18 protein-coding genes and 1 pseudogene are annotated in these 20275 nt (G+C 45.5%); 6 read left to right on the top strand and 13 right to left on the bottom strand.

The annotated features are described in order from the left end of the window. The first annotated feature begins 130 nt into the window (after positions 1-130). From L3D05_RS03395 to L3D05_RS03385, 3 genes are all read left to right on the top strand, one after another. Positions 131-3958: a response regulator gene (locus tag L3D05_RS03395; RefSeq protein WP_239614561.1), complete on the top strand. Its 3828-nt coding sequence runs from the start codon at positions 131-133 to the stop codon at positions 3956-3958. Between the two features lie 94 nt (positions 3959-4052). Continuing rightward, positions 4053-4760 (top strand): response regulator transcription factor, encoded by a 708-nt coding sequence (locus L3D05_RS03390; protein ID WP_239614560.1) that lies wholly within the window; start codon positions 4053-4055, stop codon positions 4758-4760. A 139-nt stretch (positions 4761-4899) separates the two neighbouring features. Then, positions 4900-6297: a putative bifunctional diguanylate cyclase/phosphodiesterase gene (locus tag L3D05_RS03385; RefSeq protein ID WP_239614558.1), complete on the top strand. Its 1398-nt coding sequence runs from the start codon at positions 4900-4902 to the stop codon at positions 6295-6297. Positions 6298-6369: 72 nt separating this feature from the next. Here L3D05_RS03385 and L3D05_RS03380 read toward each other — a convergent pair whose 3' ends face one another. The 3 genes and pseudogenes from L3D05_RS03380 to hisC all read right to left on the bottom strand — a co-directional run bounded on the left by L3D05_RS03380 (position 6370) and on the right by hisC (position 8566). After that, positions 6370-6900: a YfiT family bacillithiol transferase gene (locus L3D05_RS03380; protein WP_239614748.1), complete on the bottom strand. Its 531-nt coding sequence runs from the start codon at positions 6898-6900 to the stop codon at positions 6370-6372. Between the two features lie 42 nt (positions 6901-6942). Continuing rightward, positions 6943-7425, bottom strand: a pseudogene (locus tag L3D05_RS03375) (GrpB family protein); the annotation flags it as partial. A gap of 76 nt (positions 7426-7501) precedes the next feature. Further along, entirely contained in the window at positions 7502-8566 is a 1065-nt protein-coding gene (gene hisC, locus L3D05_RS03370) for a histidinol-phosphate transaminase (RefSeq protein ID WP_239614557.1), read from the bottom strand. Between the two features lie 152 nt (positions 8567-8718). Between hisC and L3D05_RS03365 the strand changes: the two genes are divergently transcribed. The 3 genes from L3D05_RS03365 (at position 8719) to L3D05_RS03355 (ending at position 11468) form a co-directional block, all read left to right on the top strand. Continuing rightward, a complete protein-coding gene (locus tag L3D05_RS03365) occupies positions 8719-9474 on the top strand; it encodes a DUF2087 domain-containing protein (RefSeq protein ID WP_239614555.1) in 756 nt (251 codons plus the stop codon). Between the two features lie 12 nt (positions 9475-9486). Further along, complete coding sequence (locus L3D05_RS03360) at positions 9487-9837, top strand: GIY-YIG nuclease family protein (RefSeq protein ID WP_239614554.1); 351 nt, start codon at positions 9487-9489, stop codon at positions 9835-9837. A 74-nt stretch (positions 9838-9911) separates the two neighbouring features. Further along, positions 9912-11468 (top strand): ABC-F family ATP-binding cassette domain-containing protein, encoded by a 1557-nt coding sequence (locus L3D05_RS03355; RefSeq protein WP_239614552.1) that lies wholly within the window; start codon positions 9912-9914, stop codon positions 11466-11468. A gap of 105 nt (positions 11469-11573) precedes the next feature. On the opposite strand, the gene L3D05_RS03350 is transcribed toward L3D05_RS03355, so the two are convergent. The 10 genes from L3D05_RS03350 to L3D05_RS03305 all read right to left on the bottom strand — a co-directional run bounded on the left by L3D05_RS03350 (position 11574) and on the right by L3D05_RS03305 (position 20241). Further along, a complete protein-coding gene (locus L3D05_RS03350; RefSeq protein ID WP_239614551.1) occupies positions 11574-12074 on the bottom strand; it encodes a GNAT family N-acetyltransferase in 501 nt (166 codons plus the stop codon). Positions 12075-12461: 387 nt separating this feature from the next. Continuing rightward, entirely contained in the window at positions 12462-13682 is a 1221-nt protein-coding gene (locus tag L3D05_RS03345) for a CynX/NimT family MFS transporter (RefSeq protein WP_239614549.1), read from the bottom strand. 216 nt (positions 13683-13898) lie between these two features. After that, the gene (locus L3D05_RS03340; protein ID WP_239614548.1) at positions 13899-14459 is read right to left on the bottom strand and encodes a helix-turn-helix domain-containing protein; all 561 of its coding nucleotides are present in this window, start codon (positions 14457-14459) and stop codon (positions 13899-13901) included. A 194-nt stretch (positions 14460-14653) separates the two neighbouring features. Then, positions 14654-15565: a helix-turn-helix transcriptional regulator gene (locus tag L3D05_RS03335; RefSeq protein ID WP_239614547.1), complete on the bottom strand. Its 912-nt coding sequence runs from the start codon at positions 15563-15565 to the stop codon at positions 14654-14656. A 31-nt stretch (positions 15566-15596) separates the two neighbouring features. After that, positions 15597-16469, bottom strand: coding sequence for an ornithine carbamoyltransferase (locus tag L3D05_RS03330; protein WP_239614546.1), 873 nt, complete (start codon positions 16467-16469; stop codon positions 15597-15599). A 120-nt stretch (positions 16470-16589) separates the two neighbouring features. Then, positions 16590-17324, bottom strand: coding sequence for a peptide arginase family protein (locus tag L3D05_RS03325; protein ID WP_239614544.1), 735 nt, complete (start codon positions 17322-17324; stop codon positions 16590-16592). A 29-nt stretch (positions 17325-17353) separates the two neighbouring features. Further along, a complete protein-coding gene (locus L3D05_RS03320) occupies positions 17354-18010 on the bottom strand; it encodes an HAD family hydrolase (protein ID WP_239614542.1) in 657 nt (218 codons plus the stop codon). A gap of 110 nt (positions 18011-18120) precedes the next feature. Next, positions 18121-18738, bottom strand: a complete 618-nt coding sequence (locus tag L3D05_RS03315) for an NUDIX hydrolase (RefSeq protein WP_239614540.1) — start codon at positions 18736-18738, stop codon at positions 18121-18123. A gap of 33 nt (positions 18739-18771) precedes the next feature. Beyond that, entirely contained in the window at positions 18772-19404 is a 633-nt protein-coding gene (locus L3D05_RS03310) for a LysE family translocator (protein ID WP_239614539.1), read from the bottom strand. Between the two features lie 81 nt (positions 19405-19485). Then, positions 19486-20241 carry a hypothetical protein gene (locus tag L3D05_RS03305; RefSeq protein ID WP_239614537.1) on the bottom strand — a complete coding sequence of 252 codons (756 nt, stop codon included), beginning with the start codon at positions 20239-20241 and terminating at the stop codon, positions 19486-19488. Between the last annotated feature and the right edge of the window lie 34 nt (positions 20242-20275).

Below are 20275 nucleotides of genomic sequence, written 5' to 3'. Positions count from 1 at the left end.
TCTGTCGATTCTTGCTCTCTTTCGTTATGATAGAGTCAAAGTATTAGTAGAATTCCATAACTTCTGTTTGTTTTGTATGAATATCACTAATAGATCGCGGAACCACTTCAATTCGGGGGTGTCAATCAACATGTTACGGTCTCTTCGGTTTAAGATCGTCATCGTATTAATCTTGATCAACACCGCTTCTTTCTTGCTGATGTCGTTGATTAACTATGAAACCACTAACAAACATATGAACAATCAACTGATCGACCATAGTCTGGCGAGCCTGAAGAACACGGTAGCCAATTTGGACACGATGCTGAATTTGAGGGTTAAACAAGCAGAATTGCTTAGCAGATCTATCCCAATACGGATGCAGACGATCCCTCAGAAACTTACCTACCTGCAGGACGAGATTCATTTAACGGATATCTCCACCCGATGTATCGGGATCGCGGATCAGGACGGGATTCTTTCGTTAGCCGACGGTTCATCGCTTCAGATAGACGGCATCCCTGCGTATCATCTGGCGTTAGCAGGCACTAGCTCCTATTCTTCCATCATGCTCGATAAGGACGGTAATCCAATCCTTTGGTTAATGGTTCCGCTTCGCAACCTCCATAATGAAATTGATGGCGTCATTGGCTTAGCCATTAATTCCAATAAGCTCTTCGACGGTCAATTGGACCAGAGTGCCGGCAATTACAAAGACAGCTCCGTTATCCTAATCGACCGGGATACTAATCTTCTTTACTATCAAGATGCTTCTCTTATTCTTAAACGCAATTACATCAAAGACGAACCAGGTATTCGCGATTTCGCGGAACAGCTTAGAAGCAGCCGGGAAGGATACGGGGAAGCGGACGTGTCCGGGCGGGTGCTGAAAATGTTCTATATGAAAATGCCGAAAATGGATTGGTATGTCGTTTTCTCCGTCTCAAAGAAGGAATTCGAAGCCCCGCTTCGTAATTCGACTTGGATAAATATGGGCTTAATCGCTCTTATGGAAATCATATTCGGCGCTTTCTTGTACCTGATAACACAACGCTCCATCCTGCAACGTTTGAAACAAATCGTTAAGGTGACCAAGAACGTAGCGGCAGGCAACTTCTACCCCCCGTTATTGCATATTGAGAGCCAAGACGAAATCGGAATGTTGGCCAAATCCGTAAACGGAATGATCGATAATTTGCAAGAGCTGTTCGAGCCTTTCCAAGCTTTCATCCGGCACAATCAATATGCTATGCTTGTAACAGATTCCAAATTTATCATAACTTCCTTTAACAAAAGAGCAGAGGAAATGCTAGGTTATGCGGAACACGAAGTCATCGGGAGAAAATCGTTGCTGCTCTGGCACGATCATGACCAGCTATACGAACGGGCGAAATTCTACTCCGATAAGCTGAAACGTACGATTTCTCCGGATGAGGATGTTTTGTTCGTACTCGCTCATAAGGGGTTTTTGCCGGATTGGGAATGGATATGGATCAACCGTGAAGGAAAAAGGATGCGAGTATCGCTAAATACGAGCGTCATGAGATATCCGGACGGGACGATTAAAGGTTACGTATTGATTGCGAGGGATATTAGCGAGATTAAGAAAGCGGTTGAAACGAACACTAGGCTTTTAGAAATTATGGAAAGCGCGCATGACATGATTGCCACCTTCGATATGCGGGGGCATATCTTCTATCTCAATCAAGCTGGTCATTCTTTCTTAGGCATTCAAGCTCTGAGCGAACACAATAACCGCCTTAGCCAATATATGCCCATTCCGACGACCGTTAGGTTCGCGGATGGTTTGACCGAAGCGCAGAAGCTTGGCTTCTGGCAAAGCGAGATTGAGATCATTGGCGTGAACAACACGATTCAAACAGCTTCGATAACCGTTGTCGCCCATCAATCCGAGGACGAACGGGATACGTTCTTCTCTACTATCGTAAGAGACATTTCCGAACAGAAGGAAATTGAACGCCAACTCGTGAAAGCCAAGGACGAAGCTGACGAAGCGAACGAAGCGAAGAGTTCCTTCCTTGCTCGCATGAGCCATGAGATTAGAACGCCGCTTAATGGGATTATCGGTCTATCTTATTTGCTGCAGCGTTCCGAACTAACGGAGCTTCAAGCCGAATATATTCGTCAAGTATCCGATTCTTCGCAAAATTTATTGCGTATTCTGAACGATGTATTGGACTTCTCCAAGCTCGAAGCAGATAAGTTAATGCTCGAGAAGGTTCCGTTCAAACTGGAGGACTCCTTGCAGCGGTTATGCGGCATATTCTCCGTGCTTCTAGGACCTAAACCTGTCGATTTTATCGTTCATATGGACCCGCAAGTGCCGGATCGGATTATCGGGGACCCTATTCGCTTGGAGCAGGTTCTATTAAATTTGGGCAGCAATGCGATCAAATTCACGAATTTCGGTTTAATAGAAATGACGATATCTTTGGTTGAGTCCAAGGAAAATCATGTGAGACTGCTCTTTAGCGTGCAAGATTCAGGTATCGGGATGACCGAGCTACAACAAGCGCAATTGTTCACGCCATTCGTTCAAGCCGACGAAAAAACAAGCCGCAAATACGGCGGAACGGGACTCGGGCTAGTCATCTCGCATACGTTAGTCGAACTCATGGGCGGATTCATTTCCGTAGAGAGCAGCTATCAGGTTGGAAGTACGTTTAGCTTCGAACTCGATTTCCCTTTGCATGTACAGGATTCGGTTCCGTCGGCCTCGGATCACCGGAAATTCGATCTCAGAGTCGTTGTTCTGGAAGATCACCCACGAGTTGCCGAGCATTGGCGCGATCTTCTCTCCTCTTTCGGATGCCATGTCATTACGTTATCCGCGTGGGATCAAGCGAAATCATTGCTTCAAGATCGGCAATGGGATCTGTTTATCGTCGATATGGAAGCGGGAGACATGCATGGCGAAGAAACGTGGGTAGATTGGAAGATGAGCTTGGACGCTCATGGCATTCTAGCGATTTGTTCAACCACGATGCTAGGAAGAGATGCCTTGCTTCAATTGCCAGATGAGTATAAACCGGCTGCCGTTCTCGTTAAACCAGCTTCTTCTATTCAAATCCAACAAGCGTTGCAGGTCATACACAAATCGAAGCAGCATTCCTTGGTCACGCTCGAAGCAGCTAAGACTACAAACATCGAAGGACCTATTCATTCATCGAATACCCAAGATGGCGCTTCTGCTTCTTATCGAATTCTAGTCGTCGATGATCAGGTCATTAACCGATTGGTTGTCCAACAACTACTAGGTCAACAAGGCTACGAGGTCGAACTATTGGAAAGCGGAACGGAAGCCGTAACTTTAGCCGAGATGAATCAACCGCCGATCGACTTGATACTTATGGACCTGCATATGCCGGTCATGGACGGAATCGAGGCGACGACCCTCATCCGCAAATCCTATACTAAGGAACAGTTGCCGATTATCGCCTTAACCGCCGATATGACGATTGAGCAACACAAAAGGTGCTTGAATGCGGGCATGAACGATATTATGACGAAACCAATTGATCCTAATATTCTATACGCCATGCTTGGCAAATGGCTCTCTGCTCCTCTACTCATCGTCGCTGACGAAGCAGTTCAAACGAACGAGCTATGGCCGGATTCTCCGCGCCTTCAAGTATCGATCGCCTTACAACGTTTATCCGGGAAGAACAAGCTTTACTTGCGGTTATTGGACAAATTCGTTCAGCAATATTCGGATGTAGAGTCACGATTAAATAACTTGTTAAGCGAAGATGACCGTACAGATGCCATACGCCTCGTTCACTCTCTTAGCGGAGCTGCCGGCCATCTTGGAGCTATATCCGTTCAGGAATCGGCTTCCGCTATGGAAATCGCATTAAAAGCCGATAAGGACTGGCGACATGCTCAAGATCGACTTGTTCAAGAAGTTCGAGAAACGTTGCTATCCATTCATGACCTACTTCTACAAAAAAGAAATTAGACGTATACGGTTCGGCATTATATAATAGATTTGCCATCCAAATGTTAGCAAACTATGAGCTTTCCTAACAATTTCTTAAAGGGGGTGACTGGTAATGACGAGAGTACTTGTTATTGAAGATGATCCCATCATCGGAGAGATGCTCACCCTCTATCTTAGCGAAGAGAATTTTGACGTTCAGCGTGTCGAATCCGCTCGCGAAGGAAAGTTCGCCTTAGGAACGTATAATCCAGATATTCTGTTATTAGATTTAATGTTGCCCGATGCGAGCGGAACAGAACTTTGTGCGGAATTCAGGCAGCTTACTGCGATTCCCATTATCGTCATCTCCATGAAGCCATCCGTCACCGTTCGAATTCAGGCCATTAGTTCAGGCGCAGATGATTTCTTGGTTAAACCGTTCAGCATGCAGGAGCTTAAGGTGCGCATGGATGCCGTGCTTAGGCGAACAGCGAACGCAAGAGCCGTCTCGACTGCGCGAACGCATGATGTTTCCTCTGTTGCATTAGAGTCTTCGCAAGGTCTTCTTTTGGATCTTGAACGCAGAACGATCGTTCTGGACGGCGAACATATTGAAACGACTTTCTCCGAATATGAAATCATGAGACTCTTCTATCAACATCCGAATCGCGTATTTAGCCGGGAAGAATTGATTAATGCCGTAAGGGGAATTGATTCCTTCATTAATGACAGGGCAATTGACGTTCATGTCACCAATCTCAGGCGTAAGTTGGAGAAAAACCCGAAAGAACCGCAATTTATTAAAACCGTATGGGGCGTAGGGTATAAATTCATCAATTAACTAAAGCAATACATAAGAAAACAGACTCCTCGATCGAGGAGTCTGTTTTCTTATACGTTTTACCTAATATTTATCCAGTAATTTTCTAAATGTTTACCCTGTATATTGAAGCTTATGATGATGTGCAGGAGGAATCTTAGTGCTCTTATGGGATAGTCTAGTTAGCTTGAGAATGTACTCCGGCGTTGCGGCTACTGTAACCGCTGCCATCATCGGCATTTTATTTTATTATTTCATGAATGTGGAATGGTCCAGAAAACGCGGTCTCGTCATCGATGAGATTACCGGTTTGCTCCAATATGATCAGTTTAAGGGCCAACTTCGCAAGGCTATTCATCATCGCAATCCACTTTACTTAACGGTATTAAATATTGACGAATTCAAATCGATTAACGCATTGAACACTGCTAGCGCTAGAAACGAATTACTTCGCCAGATTGGTCAACGACTGAACAACTGGCTCCCTGCTAACGCAGCCGCATGCCGATTCGAGGGCATGGATTTTATCCTTTACATTTCGGATTCCGTTCCTTCAAGCGCATCTTCTAACCGTTCCGAACTGTGGCAGGAAATGCAAACGTTGTTGTCCGCGCCTTACGTGATTCAGCATGAGCTTTGCCATGTCACGGTAAGTACGGGAATGACAAGATATGAAGGTGACGAGTTAACTTGGGAAGAGCTTCTTCCTCGCGCGTTTACGGCTTTGCAGCATGCGAAGATCAACAGGATCAACGAGACCGTTCAGTATCATGAGAAGCTTAACGATCTCATACGGCGACGTACGCTTATAGAAATTTATCTAAGGCAAGCTATTCAAGAGAATCAGCTATCCTTACAATATCAGCCCCAATATGAGCTGCAAAGCGGTTCTCTTCGCGGATTCGAAGCGCTCCTTCGCTGGAATCACCCGGAACTTGGTGACATTCCGCCAAATGAATTTATCCCCATCGCCGAAAAGATTAACTTAATCTTATCTATAGGAGAATGGGTTCTGCTACAATCTTGCCTAATGTTGCAACGTATAGCTCCCTCGCCTTCCCTGCTTAAGATATCCGTCAATATATCCGGAGCCCATTTATTGGATGAACAGTTCCCGGAGAAGGTGAGATCTATCTTGGATGACACCGGCTTGGCGGCCGAACGGTTGGAATTGGAGCTGCAAGAAAGCACCCTGTTACACTCTCTCGATCATGCGGATTGCCAATTAAGAAAACTGCAGGATTTCGGTATCCGATTGGTATTGGATGACTTCGGTTCCGGTTATTCTTCCATGCAATATTTACGCAAGCTTTCTTTCCATATGATTAAAATCGACAAAAGTTTCATTCACAGCATCGGCCATTCCCCCGACCAAGAAGTGACCGGATCGATGCTCCAGTTTATTAAGCAGCTACGATGCGGCGTCATCGCCGTAGGTCTGGAAACTTACGAGCAGTTAATCTACTTGAAAAAAAACGAATGCGACTTCGCCCAAGGTTATCTGTTCAGCAAGCCTTTATCCGAAGCGCAGCTCCCTCCGCTCATCCAGGCCGTCTAACCTTCGGATCATTGTCCTCGAATCGTAATAAAAACCTCTTCGGAACAATCCGAAGAGGTTTTTATCGCGGGATTACCAGCCCATACGTTGACGAAGAGAAGTAATATGCGCGACATGATGCCGACCGTGCCAAGCGTACGTACCTAGTACAATGTCCAGGCGGGAAACTTTCTTCGATTCCGGATGATAGAACGATCTTGCATAATCTTCATCCGTCATGGAACGTAGAAGGATCACCCAACGTTCATGCAAGGCAGCGAGCAATGTGGCTGAAAGTTCAACCGGAGCTTGAAGAGTATCCGGCAGAAGCGCCCAGCGTTCTTCGAAATAAGGTTTGATCGTAGGCTGCTCTTCTGTTAGGGCCAGCTTATAACGCATAAAGCTATTCAGATGGCTATCCGCGAGGTGATGGGTCACCTGCCTGACCGTCCATCCGTCCGGCCGATAAGGCGTATTCAATTGTTCCCTGCCTAATCCTTCGATAGCAGCCGCAAGCTTTGTCGGCAAGCTCGCGATATCGGAGATCCATTCCAGCCGTTGCTGAGCGCTAACCTCACCCTCATGGCGGAATGGGCCGATCGGATAACGAAGATCCTGGTTCATCGATTTGGTCACCTTGACTTTCCGCTCTAGAAGTATTTTTTCAATGAACTCCGCTTTCGCATCGGAATACGCTTCCCGATCGCGCCGATAACGCTCGGCTAACTCAATCTTGAGCTGGCCGTAAGCCATGGCCCACTCTCTTCGATCCAGCAGCGCGTCCCTGAAGATCAATTGCTCCTCGTATCGGGGTTCATCTGTCAGAAACAGATGGAGATGGGCGACTCTTCTATCTTTGTCCGTTTTCACTAGGAATCTGCGGTAAGGCCGTAAATCTAATTCTGGAGGCACATAATGCCACCCTTCGGATGTTAAGGCTTCGACGATTTCAGGCATGCGATCAAACGAAGCAACCTGGGCCATGATGTCGAGGATCGGCTTAGCGGGAAGGCCTGGGATTGCCGTACTTCCAACATGCTCGAATCCGCTAGCTCCGAATTCTTGCAACGCAGAATCCAATTGCTCAATTAATTGTTCCCCCGCTGCCAACCATCGCGGATTTGCATCCGCAAGCCATACTTCCTCCATAGCCCATTTGGGCCAACGATCCGAAGAGCTAGACATTTAGCCATCCCCTTTTTTCGAACGATTATGGGTTTGTGCCTTAATGTTTGCTTACGATATCTTTCAGCGCCGAAATGAAAGTATCCATCTCATCGTCGGTTCCGATGCTCACTCGCAAATACTGGTCTATTCTCGGTTTGTTGAAATGGCGAACGAGAATGCCTCTACCTTTCAACGTATGAAAAATCTCTTGAGCCGTTACCAACGGATGAGAAATAAAGACAAAGTTGGCTTTCGATTCAATCACGCGGAAACCGATCGACTTCAGCGCTTCGCTCGTCCACTGTATTGTGCTCTCGACCTTGCGGTTCGTCTCGTCGAAATAGGCTCTATCTTCAATGGCCGCCACAGCTCCGGCCAATGCTAACCGATCGATCGTATAGGAATTAAACGAATTTTTGACCCGGTTTAATCCCTCGATCAGATCAGGGTGGCCGAACGCCATTCCGACTCGCAATCCGGCTAATGAACGAGACTTGGACAAGGTCTGTACGACTAATAGATTCGGGTATTCCGTAACCCAAGTCGCGACCGTATCACCGCCGAAATCGATATACGCCTCGTCGACGAGAACGACCTGATCGGGATTCGCGTCCAATATGATTTTTAACTGCTCCGTCATCATAAACCTCGCCGTCGGGGCATTCGGGTTCGGAATAATGATTCCCCCATTGGGAATGCAGAAGCGTCGTGCATCGATGTTAAATTCATCGTCCGTCGGAATGGTCTCATACCGTAAACCGTACAAATTCGCGTATACGGGGTAGAACGTATAAGTTATATCCGGGAATAGGATCGCCTTGTTAGGGGAGAAGAAAGCTTGAAACGCGAAAGCCAGTATTTCGTCCGACCCGTTTCCGACGAAAATCTGTTCCTTCGATAGTCGATAATAATCGGCTAACGTATCCCGCAATTGATCGCAATTCGGGTCCGGGTATAACCTAAGATCCGCGTTCGTGGCGTCTTTTATAGCCGCTATAACTTTGGGTGAAGGCGGATATGGATTCTCGTTCGTGTTGAGTTTAATATATCGTTGGTCTTTCGGTTGTTCTCCTGGTACGTAAGGGACCAATGAAGCCGTTAACTCGTTCCAATATTTACTCAATGTGTAGTCCTCCCAGCGCTTTGTGCTCTTTCACGATTATACAACCCTCCCGTTAGAAGGTCTACTAATGGCTGATATCCAGATTGACTGTTTTCAAACAATACTTTATATTGTCTATATTAATATAAACATCATAAGGAAGTGTTTGTTTAATGACCATTCCGGAATCGTTCTGGAATTCGTCTTCGGAGGAACTGAAACAAGGCTTTATTCAAGAAGGCGAACAATACGTCTGTTTAATATGCGGTAAGAAAACCGAAATCGGAATCATTTACCCGGAAGACGGGGTTTATTATGACGCCAAGAGGTTTATGCGAAAGCATATCGAGAACGCTCATGATTCCGTATTCGATTACTTAATCGGTCTCGACAAGAAGCTTACGGGATTAACGGACCATCAGAACGGACTTTTAAAATTGTTTCATCAAGGGAAGAGCGACAGCGACATCCAGAAGGAAATGGGCATCGGCAGTGCGTCCACGATTCGAAACCACCGCTTCGTGCTGAAGGAAAAGGAGCGGCAATCCAAAGTTTTTCTTGTCCTAATGGAACTGTTGAAGGAAAAAGACCAGCATGCGCCTACGATCGTGAATATGCACAAAACGGCCCGAATGGTCGACGATCGATACAACGTTACGCTTGAAGAATCCGAGAAAGCGTTAAAAAAGTATTTTCCGGACGGAACTGACGGTCCTCTGCTCAAATTCGATATTAAGGAAAAGCATAAGCTAATCGTGCTACGCGAAATCGTTAAGCGTTTCAAGAGCGATCGCGTCTATACCGAGAAGGAAGTCAATGAAATCCTTAAGACGGCATTCGAGGATTTCGCGGTGCTCCGCCGTTATTTGATCGAATACGGTTTTATGGATCGCCAGCCGGACGGCAGCAAATATTGGATTAAAGAATAGGAGTTGGCCACAATGAAAAACAAAGCAGACAGAGCCAAATTACTCGAACAATATAAAGACATTCCGATAGAAGCCGGTGTATATCAAATCAGGAATACCGTAAACGGCAAAATACTCGTCGACAAATCAAACAATCTTAAATCCCTTAACGGAAGAAACATGTCTTTGAACATGGGCACCGATAAGAACAAAGCGCTTCAGAAGGAATGGACACAATTCGGTCCAGATGCCTTCGTCATGGAAGTTCTGGAGGTGCTTAAACCGAATGAAAATCCGTTCGTCGATCCTAAGGACGAATTAAAGAAACTTACCGAGCAATGGATCGAGAAGCTTCAACCGTTTAACGAACGCGGATACCATTGAGTTTTATCACTCCTGCACCTTATAATGAGAGATAGTGTGCAGAAAATGAAGAACAGAGAAAAAGGTGTATACTTATGAGTATTCTTACGGTTACAAAATTAACTCACGGTTTCGGCGACCGCGCCATATTCAATGATGTTTCCTTTCGTTTGCTCAAAGGCGAGCACGTAGGACTAATCGGTGCCAACGGCGAGGGCAAATCCACGTTCATGAACATTATTACGGGAAGCCTCGAACCGGATGCCGGCAAAGTCGAATGGGCAAAAAAAGTTCGCGTAGGTTATTTGGACCAGCACTCCGTCCTGCAGAAGGGAATGACTATCCGCGACGTTCTGCGCGGAGCCTTCCGCTACCTGATGGATCTGGAGACGGAAATGAACGAAATGTACGACAAGATGGGCTCGGCTACGCCGGAGGAATTAGAAGTGTTGCTGGAGGAAGTCGGGACCATTCAGGATACGCTGACGAACAACGACTTCTACTTGATCGATGCGAAAGTCGAGGAAATCGCTCGCGGGCTTGGTCTCGGCGATATCGGCTTGGATCGGGACGTTCACGATCTGAGCGGCGGCCAACGCACGAAAGTTCTCTTAGCGAAACTTTTGCTTGAGAAGCCGGACATTCTGCTCCTCGATGAGCCGACCAACTACTTGGACGAGCAACACATCGAGTGGTTGAAACGCTATTTGCAAGAATACGAGAATGCGTTCATTCTCGTCTCTCATGATATTCCTTTCTTGAACAGCGTCATTAACCTTATCTATCATATGGGCAACCAAGAGCTGAATCGTTATGTCGGCGATTACGATAACTTCGTTCAATTATACGAAGCCAAGAAATCGCAGCTAGAATCTGCGTATAAGCGCCAACAGCAAGAAATCGAGGATCTCAAGGATTTCGTGGCGCGTAACAAAGCGCGCGTCTCCACCCGTAACATGGCGATGTCCCGCCAGAAGAAGCTCGACAACATGGATGTCATCGAGCTTGCGCGCGAGAAACCGAAGCCGGAATTCCGCTTCAAGGAAGCTCGTACGTCAGGTCGTCTCATCTTCGAGGCCAAAGATTTGGTCATTGGTTACGAAGAACCTTTGTGCCGGAATATCGACCTGCTCATGGAGCGCGGTCAGAAGATCGCAATTGTCGGCGCCAACGGAATCGGTAAAACAACTTTGTTAAGAAGCTTGTTAGGCCAGATCCCTCCGCTCTCCGGGTCCGCTAAGCAAGGCGACAACCTCTATATCGGCTACTTCGAGCAAGAGATCAAAGGCGGCGCGGATGAAACCTGCATCGAAGCCGTATGGAAGAACTTCCCTTCGATGTCTCAATTCGAAGTACGGGCGGCGCTTGCCAAATGCGGTTTAACGACCAAACATATCGAGAGCAAAATTTCCGTCCTAAGCGGCGGCGAGAAAGCAAAAGTTCGCTTATGTAACTTAATCAATAAGGAAACGAACTTACTCGTGCTCGATGAGCCGACCAACCATCTGGACGTGGACGCTAAGGATGAGTTGAAACGCGCGCTTCAAGCTTACAAAGGAAGCATTCTTCTAATCAGCCACGAACCGGAATTCTATCGCGACGTTGCGACGGAAATTTGGAATTGCGAATCTTGGACGACTAAAGTGTTCTAATCGCTTTCGCACAATGCAAAAAGGGCATGGACAAGAAAACGGACAAACTAAAAACAAGCCTCTAGTTATGCAACTAACTAGAGGCTTGTTTTAGTAATCGTTCCTTTACACCTTTTTTCCCATCATGACCAAATCTCTTTCCATTCCATCCAAAATCGCAACTCCGGGTAGAAAGCCCCATTGCTCGAAGCCGAACTTCCGCAGTAACGCTAAGCTTGGCTCATTATGACCGAATACAAGGGCAACGATGTTGCGAATATGTAATCGCGGGCATTCGTCAATCGCTTTACGGAGAAATCGGCTGCCAATGCCTTGCGATCGGCTCTTGGGAGAAATATAGATACTAATCTCGGCGGTTGCATTGTATGCAGCCCTGCTATGAAAATCGGAAAAGCTTAACCAAGCGATAATTTCGCCTTCAACCTTCATTACCCATAACGGTCTGCGAGCTTCATTATGCTCTTCAAACCATTTGATACGACTTTCCACCCCAATGGGCTCTAGATCCGCCGTCACCATCCGGCTGTCGATCGTCGAATTGTAGATGTCTACGATCGTCTCCAAATCATCCCTCGTGGCATGAACGATTTCGAAGGGTTGTTGCATGACTCTTCCCCCCAATTTAACTATCTCATCTTACATCATACAATTAGATTAAACGATTAACAAAATGATAAAAGCTAATCATTCCGAATACGCCAAGAATAAGCGACGAACCGTAGTTTATGTTCGGTGATAATAAATTTTTAGACTGCCGCTGTAGTCATTCAAATAACGTACCCTTTAGTATAATAATGCATCATCTCTGCAATCCCCGAAAGAGTTAATGCACAATGAGGACTGGGCAACTTGATAGCTGTGAAACCTTGTGGCTGACATTAACCAAGGTAACTTGAGTTTGTTTGTTTCGGGCTATTTCAATGGTTGCATCGAGGAGTTTGTTCGTTATTTCTGCTTTATCAATGGTCACTATAATTTTGTTAAACATATTTATCATCCTTTCCGTGGCAGCTCGTAGCTATTTCGGCTACCTACAAAACGGTTTCTTGCTGCTCCTATACCGAATAAAAAGAGTAAGACCGAAGCGCCCAACAGAATGAAAAGTGGCAGGTTCCAACTATTTGTCGCATCATGCAGATATCCTATAAGGGCAGGACCGATTGCGGCAAGAAGATATCCGATCGATTGCGCCATGCCAGACAGTTCCGCTGCTTGATGCGCATTTTCAGTACGTAACCCGAAAAACATCATGGACAAACTAAAGGCGAAGCCTCCACCTATTCCAAGTAAGATGATCCACAACAAAATGATATTGGAGCTTCCGTAAAGAAGTCCGAGCGTTCCCGTCAAAAGCAAAATGGTTGTGATGACCACTAACAAACGTTGGCTAGACATGCGCCCAGCAATAACGGGGACAATAAAGGCAAATGGAAGCATAACTAACTGCATGATCGAGAGGTACCATCCCGATTGGTTTGAGTCAATTCCTTGCTGCTTTAAAATCTCAGGCAACCAAGCGATCAACACATAGAAAACCATGGACTGTATACCCATAAACATGGTTACTTGCCAGGCAAGCGGAGATCGCCAAACATTCACATCGTTGCTGGACATCTGTTGACTCGTCGTGGCTGTTTGCTTCGTTTGATTTCTTAATTGGGGTAACCAACAGAGGATCGATACAAAACTTAGAATCCCCCATATTCCCAATGCTCCCTGCCATTTTAGACCTGCATTCACGGCTAGCGGTACACTGATTCCAGATGCGATTGCTCCACATAAATTCATTGAAATGGAGTAAACACCTGTCATGGAGCCAATTTTATTGGGGAAATCCCTTTTGATTATACTTGGCAATAATACATTACATACGGCGATTGCGAATCCAAGAATTGCTGTCCCAATAAACAGATAAGCTGCGCCAGATAAAGATCGTATTACAATACCCACAGTCAGAAAGATTAGGGCGGTCATTATGATACGTTCAACCCCATACCTTCGTCCTAATTTTGGTACTAGAGGCGATAATAAAGCAAAGGCAAGCAAGGGTACCGTTGTTATCAGACCTGCTAATGTATTTGAAATATGAACGTCATCCCTTATGAGACTCACTAAAGGACCGACTGAGGTTAAGGGAGTACGTAAATTAGCAGCAATAACAATAATGCCTAGAATGATCAGCCCTATGGCTTTTTTATTTTGTTTGTTCGGCATTCTTAATTTCTCCTTCCTGAATTCATACGTATTATTTGCTGATTGAAAAAAACTATGTGAAATACACCCGCGCGAATAAATAAAGTATATTATAATGTATTATCTATATCAATAAGTAATTTATAATATACTTTCATTCATCTAAAAACAAAAATACAACTCTGAAATTCCCGTCGTGGAATTCAGAGTTGTATTTAATAAGTGGAATTTTCGACTTTAGAAATCATACTTTAAGGATATATGGAGCACTGTTTCGCTATCCGTATGATTGGTATAAGAATGAGGACAATCTGCACGAAAACTAATAGTATCATATTGATTCAATGTGTAAATCTCTCCATTTACTTGAATTTCAATGGAACCAGTCATGGCTGTTACAATTTCAGTTGTATTGACATGATGACCTTCAGGCTGATACGAGCTATTTGGCTGTAAGTAAGCCCGACACATTTCAATATCGTTACTTTTAAAGATTGGTTCAATGATCCAATTTTTTTGATCATTAGAAAACCGCAGTCCTTCACCTGCTCGATACAAACTAGCAGAGTCTTCTGATTTGAACAAAGCCAATAGCGGTAAAGATATACCTTTTGAAATTTTCCATATAATCGCCAAAGTTGGATTTGTCTCGCCACGTTCGATATTCCCCAGAGTAAGTTTGCTTACGCCCGTTAGTTCCGATAAGTCGTCTAAGCTCATGTTTTTTTCTTTTCTGTACTTTTTCAAGGCAACACCGATTTGTAATACAATTTCTTTTGAATCATTGATTTCATCCATTAGATTCACCTCAACAAAAAACAGTTATAGCTAGTATATTATTTATCTAGATTCTTTTCCATACGAGTAGTATTTGATGGTGGACTACACTAACCCGCGTCCGCCGTTGCGGCTCCCATCCCGGATATGCCGACATGAGACGATTACCCTCCGTTTGCTATCGTAACTAGCTATCGCAACTGCCGATAATGGATTTAATCGTACCGCTGTATCATTTTTTCCAAGTTCGACTTTAACGCCTGTCTAAGCTCTATCGGTTCAACGATCTCCGCTCCGTCTCCAAAGCTCATGATGATGGAGAGCAGCCACTTCGCGCTCGAGACGTCGTTAAGCTTCAGTTTGATCGTCAATGAACCGTCGGGGTTAAAGCTTCTCTCCCCGTCGTAGAAGAAATCCAAAGCTCTTGCCAAGGAATCGCTAGAGAACCATAGCAACACATCGACACGTTCGGACTCTGCGTTCCGCTCATAGGAAGTTCGTTGGCGCGTAACCTCGTGGCTACGTTGGTATCGCTCAGGCAAAACAAGTAAATGGGCTATGCGGGACAGTTTGAACTCCCGGTAATCCGCCCGCGTTCGACAATAGGCATAGAGATACCAAGTATCGTTATTATAATGCAAACTGATCGGTTCCACGGCGCGGTTAGCCCGTTCGTTCTTGCCGTTAATGTATTCGAATTGAACCACTTGCCGCGAGTTAATCGCGTTTCTCAGAATACGCAGAGAGGTTTTGTGACCACGGCGGCCGCTAATGTCCATAGACATGTTGGGCGGTCGATCCTCGCTTTGGATCGTTTGCAATTTGCGGACGGTTTCCATCGCGCGCTCGTCGTCGAACACCGTCGATAAGCTATGAAGAATGGTGATGAGCGACCCGATATCGTAAGATCCTAATAAGCTTTTGTCCATTTTATATTCTTCAATGATCCCATATCCGCCGTTCACGCCTTGATAGGAGATGACAGGAATACCCGCCGCGCCTATCGCGTCGATATCCCTATATATCGTTCGTTGGGATACGTCGTATTTCTCCGCGAGCGCCGAAGCCGATAGGACCTCGTTGTTCAGCAGCATATAGATCATCGATATTAACCGTTCCAGCTTCATTTGGCCCCTCCATGCAAGTTACCTCTATTTCCTATCGTTCCATCATATCAAAAAAACTTCTTGAAATGCAGCAGTAAAGGAGGATCGCTTGTTGAACGTAGATCAGATTGCGCTTGAACGAGTATCCCACGAAAAAGTCCGAGTTAATCGCCTCTTCGCTGACTTCTTCCTGTCTGTAAAATGGAGGACATGGGTTCAGCAGAGCCGATGGTTTCGCTAATTTCATTCTCTCTATCGTAATTTGATATCGTTCGATGTATTCCCTCGTTCTGAACGATTCAGGCAAACTGTCCGTCAACACCACATCGCTATTCGCCAATATCGGTGCAAGCTCCGTATGAAAACGATAATTACGGTGATCGGGGCTTAATTGTTGACCATTGACGCAGACGTGGTTGAATTGTAAATCCATCGCTTTCGCGATGTCTTTCCAGGAACGGGAGATATTCCCGGCATGGCCTACGAACGTATAAACCAAATTCCTATAATCCTCTCTTAATCTACTGATCGTATACAGATCGGCTAAGATCTCGCAGGGATGATTGTCGGATGTCATGGCGTTAATAACTGGAATGGTCGAATGCCGCCCCAGCTCTTGGATGACATAATAGTCAGGATGCCTTACCACGACGCCATCCGCCCAGTTCTGGACATACTGAATGACATCTTCTAACGCCTCTCTCTTGTTCAACGTTTCCGGAGGAAACAAGAGGCAGCGGCCACCCAAGTCCATAATCCCTTTCTCGAAAGTCAGTCTCGTACGTATGCTGGATTCGGGAAAAAACAATACAAACGTTTTCCCCTTCAAATGAGCCTCGTTGGGGTCGGTCTTGAGTTGATCGGCTAGCTCGAAGATTTCTAAAATTTGTGTATCTGTCAGATGATCGATATTCAGCAGATGCATCACGTCAACGCCCTTTTTTAGTCGTTTTATTCCGTATTATAATACATATTAATGTATATATATACGGTTTGCACAATAAAAAAAACCCTTGCAACCAAGGGTTTTAACGATTCGTATTGGCTACCATTTCTCTGCTTCCGATAAATCCAGTTCGAATACTTCCAGAAATAAGCGATACAACCGCTCGCAATTGCTCGCTCCTCCGCAGAAGGCGGGCGACAGAGCTACGGTGATGAGTTCATAAGGATATAGGGCTCTCAGGAACCGAAGCTGTTCCCTGACGAGCTCTTCCGGTATGAGCGACTGATCCTTCGGATCGGTCAATTTAGCTTTGAAGACGTCCAAATCCAAATCCAAGATGACCGAGTTTGGCGGATTTAGAATTTGCAAGCCATCCTTGCTCGCGGCAACATGATCCTGTAATTGATCAATCGACTCGAATCTTGAACCTGAGTATTCTCTATCGGCTAGTAGCTTCTTGACTGGCCTTAACTGCTCCCCTTCCAGATTCCAACCGGAGAGGTCGAAGGGATCGGAAGGATCCGCATCCTTCGGACACACATAGACAATCCGATCGATCGTACGAGCCGCGAATGCTGCCCAGATGAAGTTGTCGATCTCAAGCTTGCCTGCTACTTCCATGAAATCGGAATGCTCCTTCATTTCATGCAAGCCCGGCGCTATGACGCCGTCCCACGTATCGTCTAGATGCGCGTCCACATGCAGCAAAGTCGTATGAGGTCCTAATCTGCCGGATTTCTTAGCCATCGACCATGCCGCGAAAGCCCATTGATGATTTCTGGAAATGTACACGCCTTGCTTCGGAAAACAGACTCTATAGTCGAGTTCGAACATGTTGCCCCCTCTGATTCTCCTATGTTGATCTATATTCTACTCTTCTCTATCTCGTCGAGCTCGATCTCTCTAATGGAAGTCACGATTCGGTCCGCCGCGGACAAATCCTGGTTGCCGGAGTTATGGTTCACGTAGCCGATGCATTGCATTCCCGCGGCTTTAGCGGCTTTGATTCCGTTCCTGGAATCCTCGATCACGAAACAGCTCTCAGGAGAAACGCCTAACAACTTGGCAGCTTCATAATACACATCGGGAGCCGGCTTTCCTTTGTCCACTTCTTCACCGCTCACGATGCATTGAAAGTAGTGTTCGATTTGAAACTTCGACAAAACCTCCATAATAAAACGTCTGGGAGACGAAGAAGCCAGACCGATCGGGATATCGCGACTTTTCAATTGTTGAAGCAGCTCCGTGATCCCGTCTATCGGAATTAATTCGCTCGTTCTCAAAATGTCTATTTTGCTGGACAGTTGATATTCAATGATTTCCTCCACCGACTGAGGCATATCATACTCTTGCTTCAGAATAGTCCACATTTCTGGGTTCGTCATCCCGACGAATCTCTCAAGCTGTTCGTGCGAAATGGACATTCCGAAATGCTGCATCGTCTGAATATCGACTTCAAAGTGTATCGGTTCGCTATCGATGATCACGCCGTCCATATCGAATATAAATGCTAAGCTCATAATAAGTTCCTCCATCTATTGCTTTCGTTTTGTCTGTGAAAGGCCGACTCGGCGCCAAGACTGTTCGCATTGTCCATGGTCTGCGCTTCCCTCTCTTCTCCCTGTACCAATCAATCCAGCATGACTTCCCTATCGTCGTTCCTAACGATCTCGAATAGCTTCCTAACCTGTTTCTCCGTATTCCGTTCCGCGGATAACGCAGGCAATTCGTCTTCGGCGAAAAAACCGACCTCTGATGTTTCAAGCCCCGATTCCATAGATCCGCCTACGATCTCGCATAAAATAAACAATTTGTAAACGTGCGATGAAGCCGGAGGATGATTATGAAACTTCTTGTCTAGGATGCCTAACAGGCGCAAGGCGCGGACGTCCAAACCTGATTCTTCCTTCGCTTCTTTCACGACGACTTCTTTCGGGGATAATCCGATATCCGCCCAGCCTCCAGGCAATGCCCAAGCTCCGTCTATCCGTTCTCTGACCAATAAGATTTTGTGTTCTTTAAAAATGACCCCGCGAATATCGACCTTAGGTGTGGCATACCCCGTCTCATTGGCAAAAAGCGTACGTATTTGATCCGTTTCCACGTTCGTATACTCATTAAGGATCTCGATACTCATATTCCGCAGCATTTCGAATCTTTCGATGTCATATACGTCTTTGGAGTAAGCCAATCCCGTTTGGCTGATCGCTTGAATTTGTTTAGCCCACTCCAGCCATTTCAGTTGCAATGGAATCGATCCACCCTTCCGTCTATCATCTCTTTATAACTGATTACTGGATTTTAACAGCTTAATGCCCAAGAAAATAAAAATAGCTCCCGTTATCTTGTTCAGATAAGCCGACATTTTGCTTTTTCTAACTTTTCGTGCCATAAATTCAGAGCCCCACACTAATAATAAACACCAGATCGTCCCGTTAAAAATAAAGGTTAACCCTAATATAATAAACGGTAATGACCCGTACGAGTTATGAGGGCTAATGAATTGAGGCAAGAAAGCCAAGTAAAAAAGAGCCACTTTAGGATTCAATACGTTCGTAATTAATCCTTGCATGTAAATCTTTTTCAACATTTTCCTGTCCACCGCTTCGACTTTCATCTCGGTTTGCGATCTCGAAATAAGAATCTTAATCCCTAAATAGATGAGATAGCCGGCACCCAACCATTTAACGACATTAAATGCCGTAGCCGACTTCATCAATATAATGGATAAGCCGAATGCTGCAAATGCGGTATGGATCAAAGATCCAGAGACAATGCCAAGAACGGACATCATTCCGGCGCGTCTACCTTGGGAAAGCGTCCTTCCCAGTATAAACAGAGTATCGTTGCCCGGAGTCATATTAAGTAGAATTCCCGTTAACAAGAACAGGGAGTAATGCTCAATGCCAAACATATAGAATTCCCTCCGAAAGTGGATAATTGCTCAACTGTAACACGGATTTCGTTAATTAGGAACAACTATACTGCTGAACTGTTAATACTGAATCTCCTCATCCTTCTTGACTCTGTACCCAATCGTTATGCTTCTAATGATTTCGTCCTTTTGCTTCGAATCCTTGTGTTTGTCGAAATCATTGAGATAACCGTCATTCCATAATTGTACGTAATACAGATCTTTAACGTAACGATGGTCCGAGCCCTCCCTGTTAAATCCTTGTTCGGCGAGGCTTTCCTCGGCTACATCGAACGTATCCCCGACTTTGAAACCGAATAAGGAGTTCGCAGGATCGGTAGTCGTCATCATCTTCACTAAATAAGGGTTCAGCGTTTCGGAGTATCGACCGGACAGGTGGACGTTAGGGAAAATAAAATTCAACTCGCACCCGAAGCAACCTGCTGTCCTATCGGTGCCTAGCCCATACAACCTGCCGACCTCTTCGCGGCTCATGAACAGATGAACCCCGTCGAACTGAATACCGGACATCTTCGTCTTGAATTGCTTGGCTTTAACGATACCCGAAATCCCATATATGCCGTAGATAAGCAATACCGCAAGTACCGCTATGCTAAAGACGATAAATTTTTTACTTCTCACGAATTGAAGCCGGAGAGGGATCACGAAGGGTTTCGGTTTCTTAGCGAGATTCCCATTATCGAAATCAAGTCCGCAACTCCAACAATAGATCGGGTAATCCTTATGGACGCAGTCGTCGCAAAGAGGCTTGTCGCAATAAACGCAAACCTTGCTAAAATCCACTGAAGGATGGTAATAGCAACTTCCCGTTTCCATTCGTCTCCCCCCTAACGAGTTCTATTTCCATTCA

It is taken from the genome of Cohnella mopanensis (assembly GCF_022352055.1).
Classification (GTDB): Bacteria; Bacillota; Bacilli; order Paenibacillales; family Paenibacillaceae; genus Cohnella; species Cohnella mopanensis.
This window is presented reverse-complemented; position numbering and strand designations above follow the sequence as displayed.

Excerpts from the sequence above, each read along its gene's own strand:
- L3D05_RS03395 (WP_239614561.1), top strand. The coding sequence starts at position 131 with ATGTTACGGTCTCTTCGGTTTAAGATCGTCATCGTATTAATCTTGATC.
- L3D05_RS03390 (WP_239614560.1), top strand. The coding sequence starts at position 4,053 with ATGACGAGAGTACTTGTTATTGAAGATGATCCCATCATCGGAGAGATG.
- L3D05_RS03380 (WP_239614748.1), bottom strand. The coding sequence starts at position 6,900 with ATGAACCAGGATCTTCGTTATCCGATCGGCCCATTCCGCCATGAGGGT.
- L3D05_RS03365 (WP_239614555.1), top strand. The coding sequence starts at position 8,719 with ATGACCATTCCGGAATCGTTCTGGAATTCGTCTTCGGAGGAACTGAAA.
- L3D05_RS03360 (WP_239614554.1), top strand. The coding sequence starts at position 9,487 with ATGAAAAACAAAGCAGACAGAGCCAAATTACTCGAACAATATAAAGAC.
- L3D05_RS03355 (WP_239614552.1), top strand. The coding sequence starts at position 9,912 with ATGAGTATTCTTACGGTTACAAAATTAACTCACGGTTTCGGCGACCGC.
- L3D05_RS03350 (WP_239614551.1), bottom strand. The coding sequence starts at position 12,074 with ATGCAACAACCCTTCGAAATCGTTCATGCCACGAGGGATGATTTGGAG.
- L3D05_RS03345 (WP_239614549.1), bottom strand. The coding sequence starts at position 13,682 with ATGCCGAACAAACAAAATAAAAAAGCCATAGGGCTGATCATTCTAGGC.
- L3D05_RS03340 (WP_239614548.1), bottom strand. The coding sequence starts at position 14,459 with ATGGATGAAATCAATGATTCAAAAGAAATTGTATTACAAATCGGTGTT.
- L3D05_RS03335 (WP_239614547.1), bottom strand. The coding sequence starts at position 15,565 with ATGAAGCTGGAACGGTTAATATCGATGATCTATATGCTGCTGAACAAC.
- L3D05_RS03330 (WP_239614546.1), bottom strand. The coding sequence starts at position 16,469 with ATGCATCTGCTGAATATCGATCATCTGACAGATACACAAATTTTAGAA.
- L3D05_RS03325 (WP_239614544.1), bottom strand. The coding sequence starts at position 17,324 with ATGTTCGAACTCGACTATAGAGTCTGTTTTCCGAAGCAAGGCGTGTAC.
- L3D05_RS03320 (WP_239614542.1), bottom strand. The coding sequence starts at position 18,010 with ATGAGCTTAGCATTTATATTCGATATGGACGGCGTGATCATCGATAGC.
- L3D05_RS03310 (WP_239614539.1), bottom strand. The coding sequence starts at position 19,404 with ATGTTTGGCATTGAGCATTACTCCCTGTTCTTGTTAACGGGAATTCTA.
- L3D05_RS03305 (WP_239614537.1), bottom strand. The coding sequence starts at position 20,241 with ATGGAAACGGGAAGTTGCTATTACCATCCTTCAGTGGATTTTAGCAAG.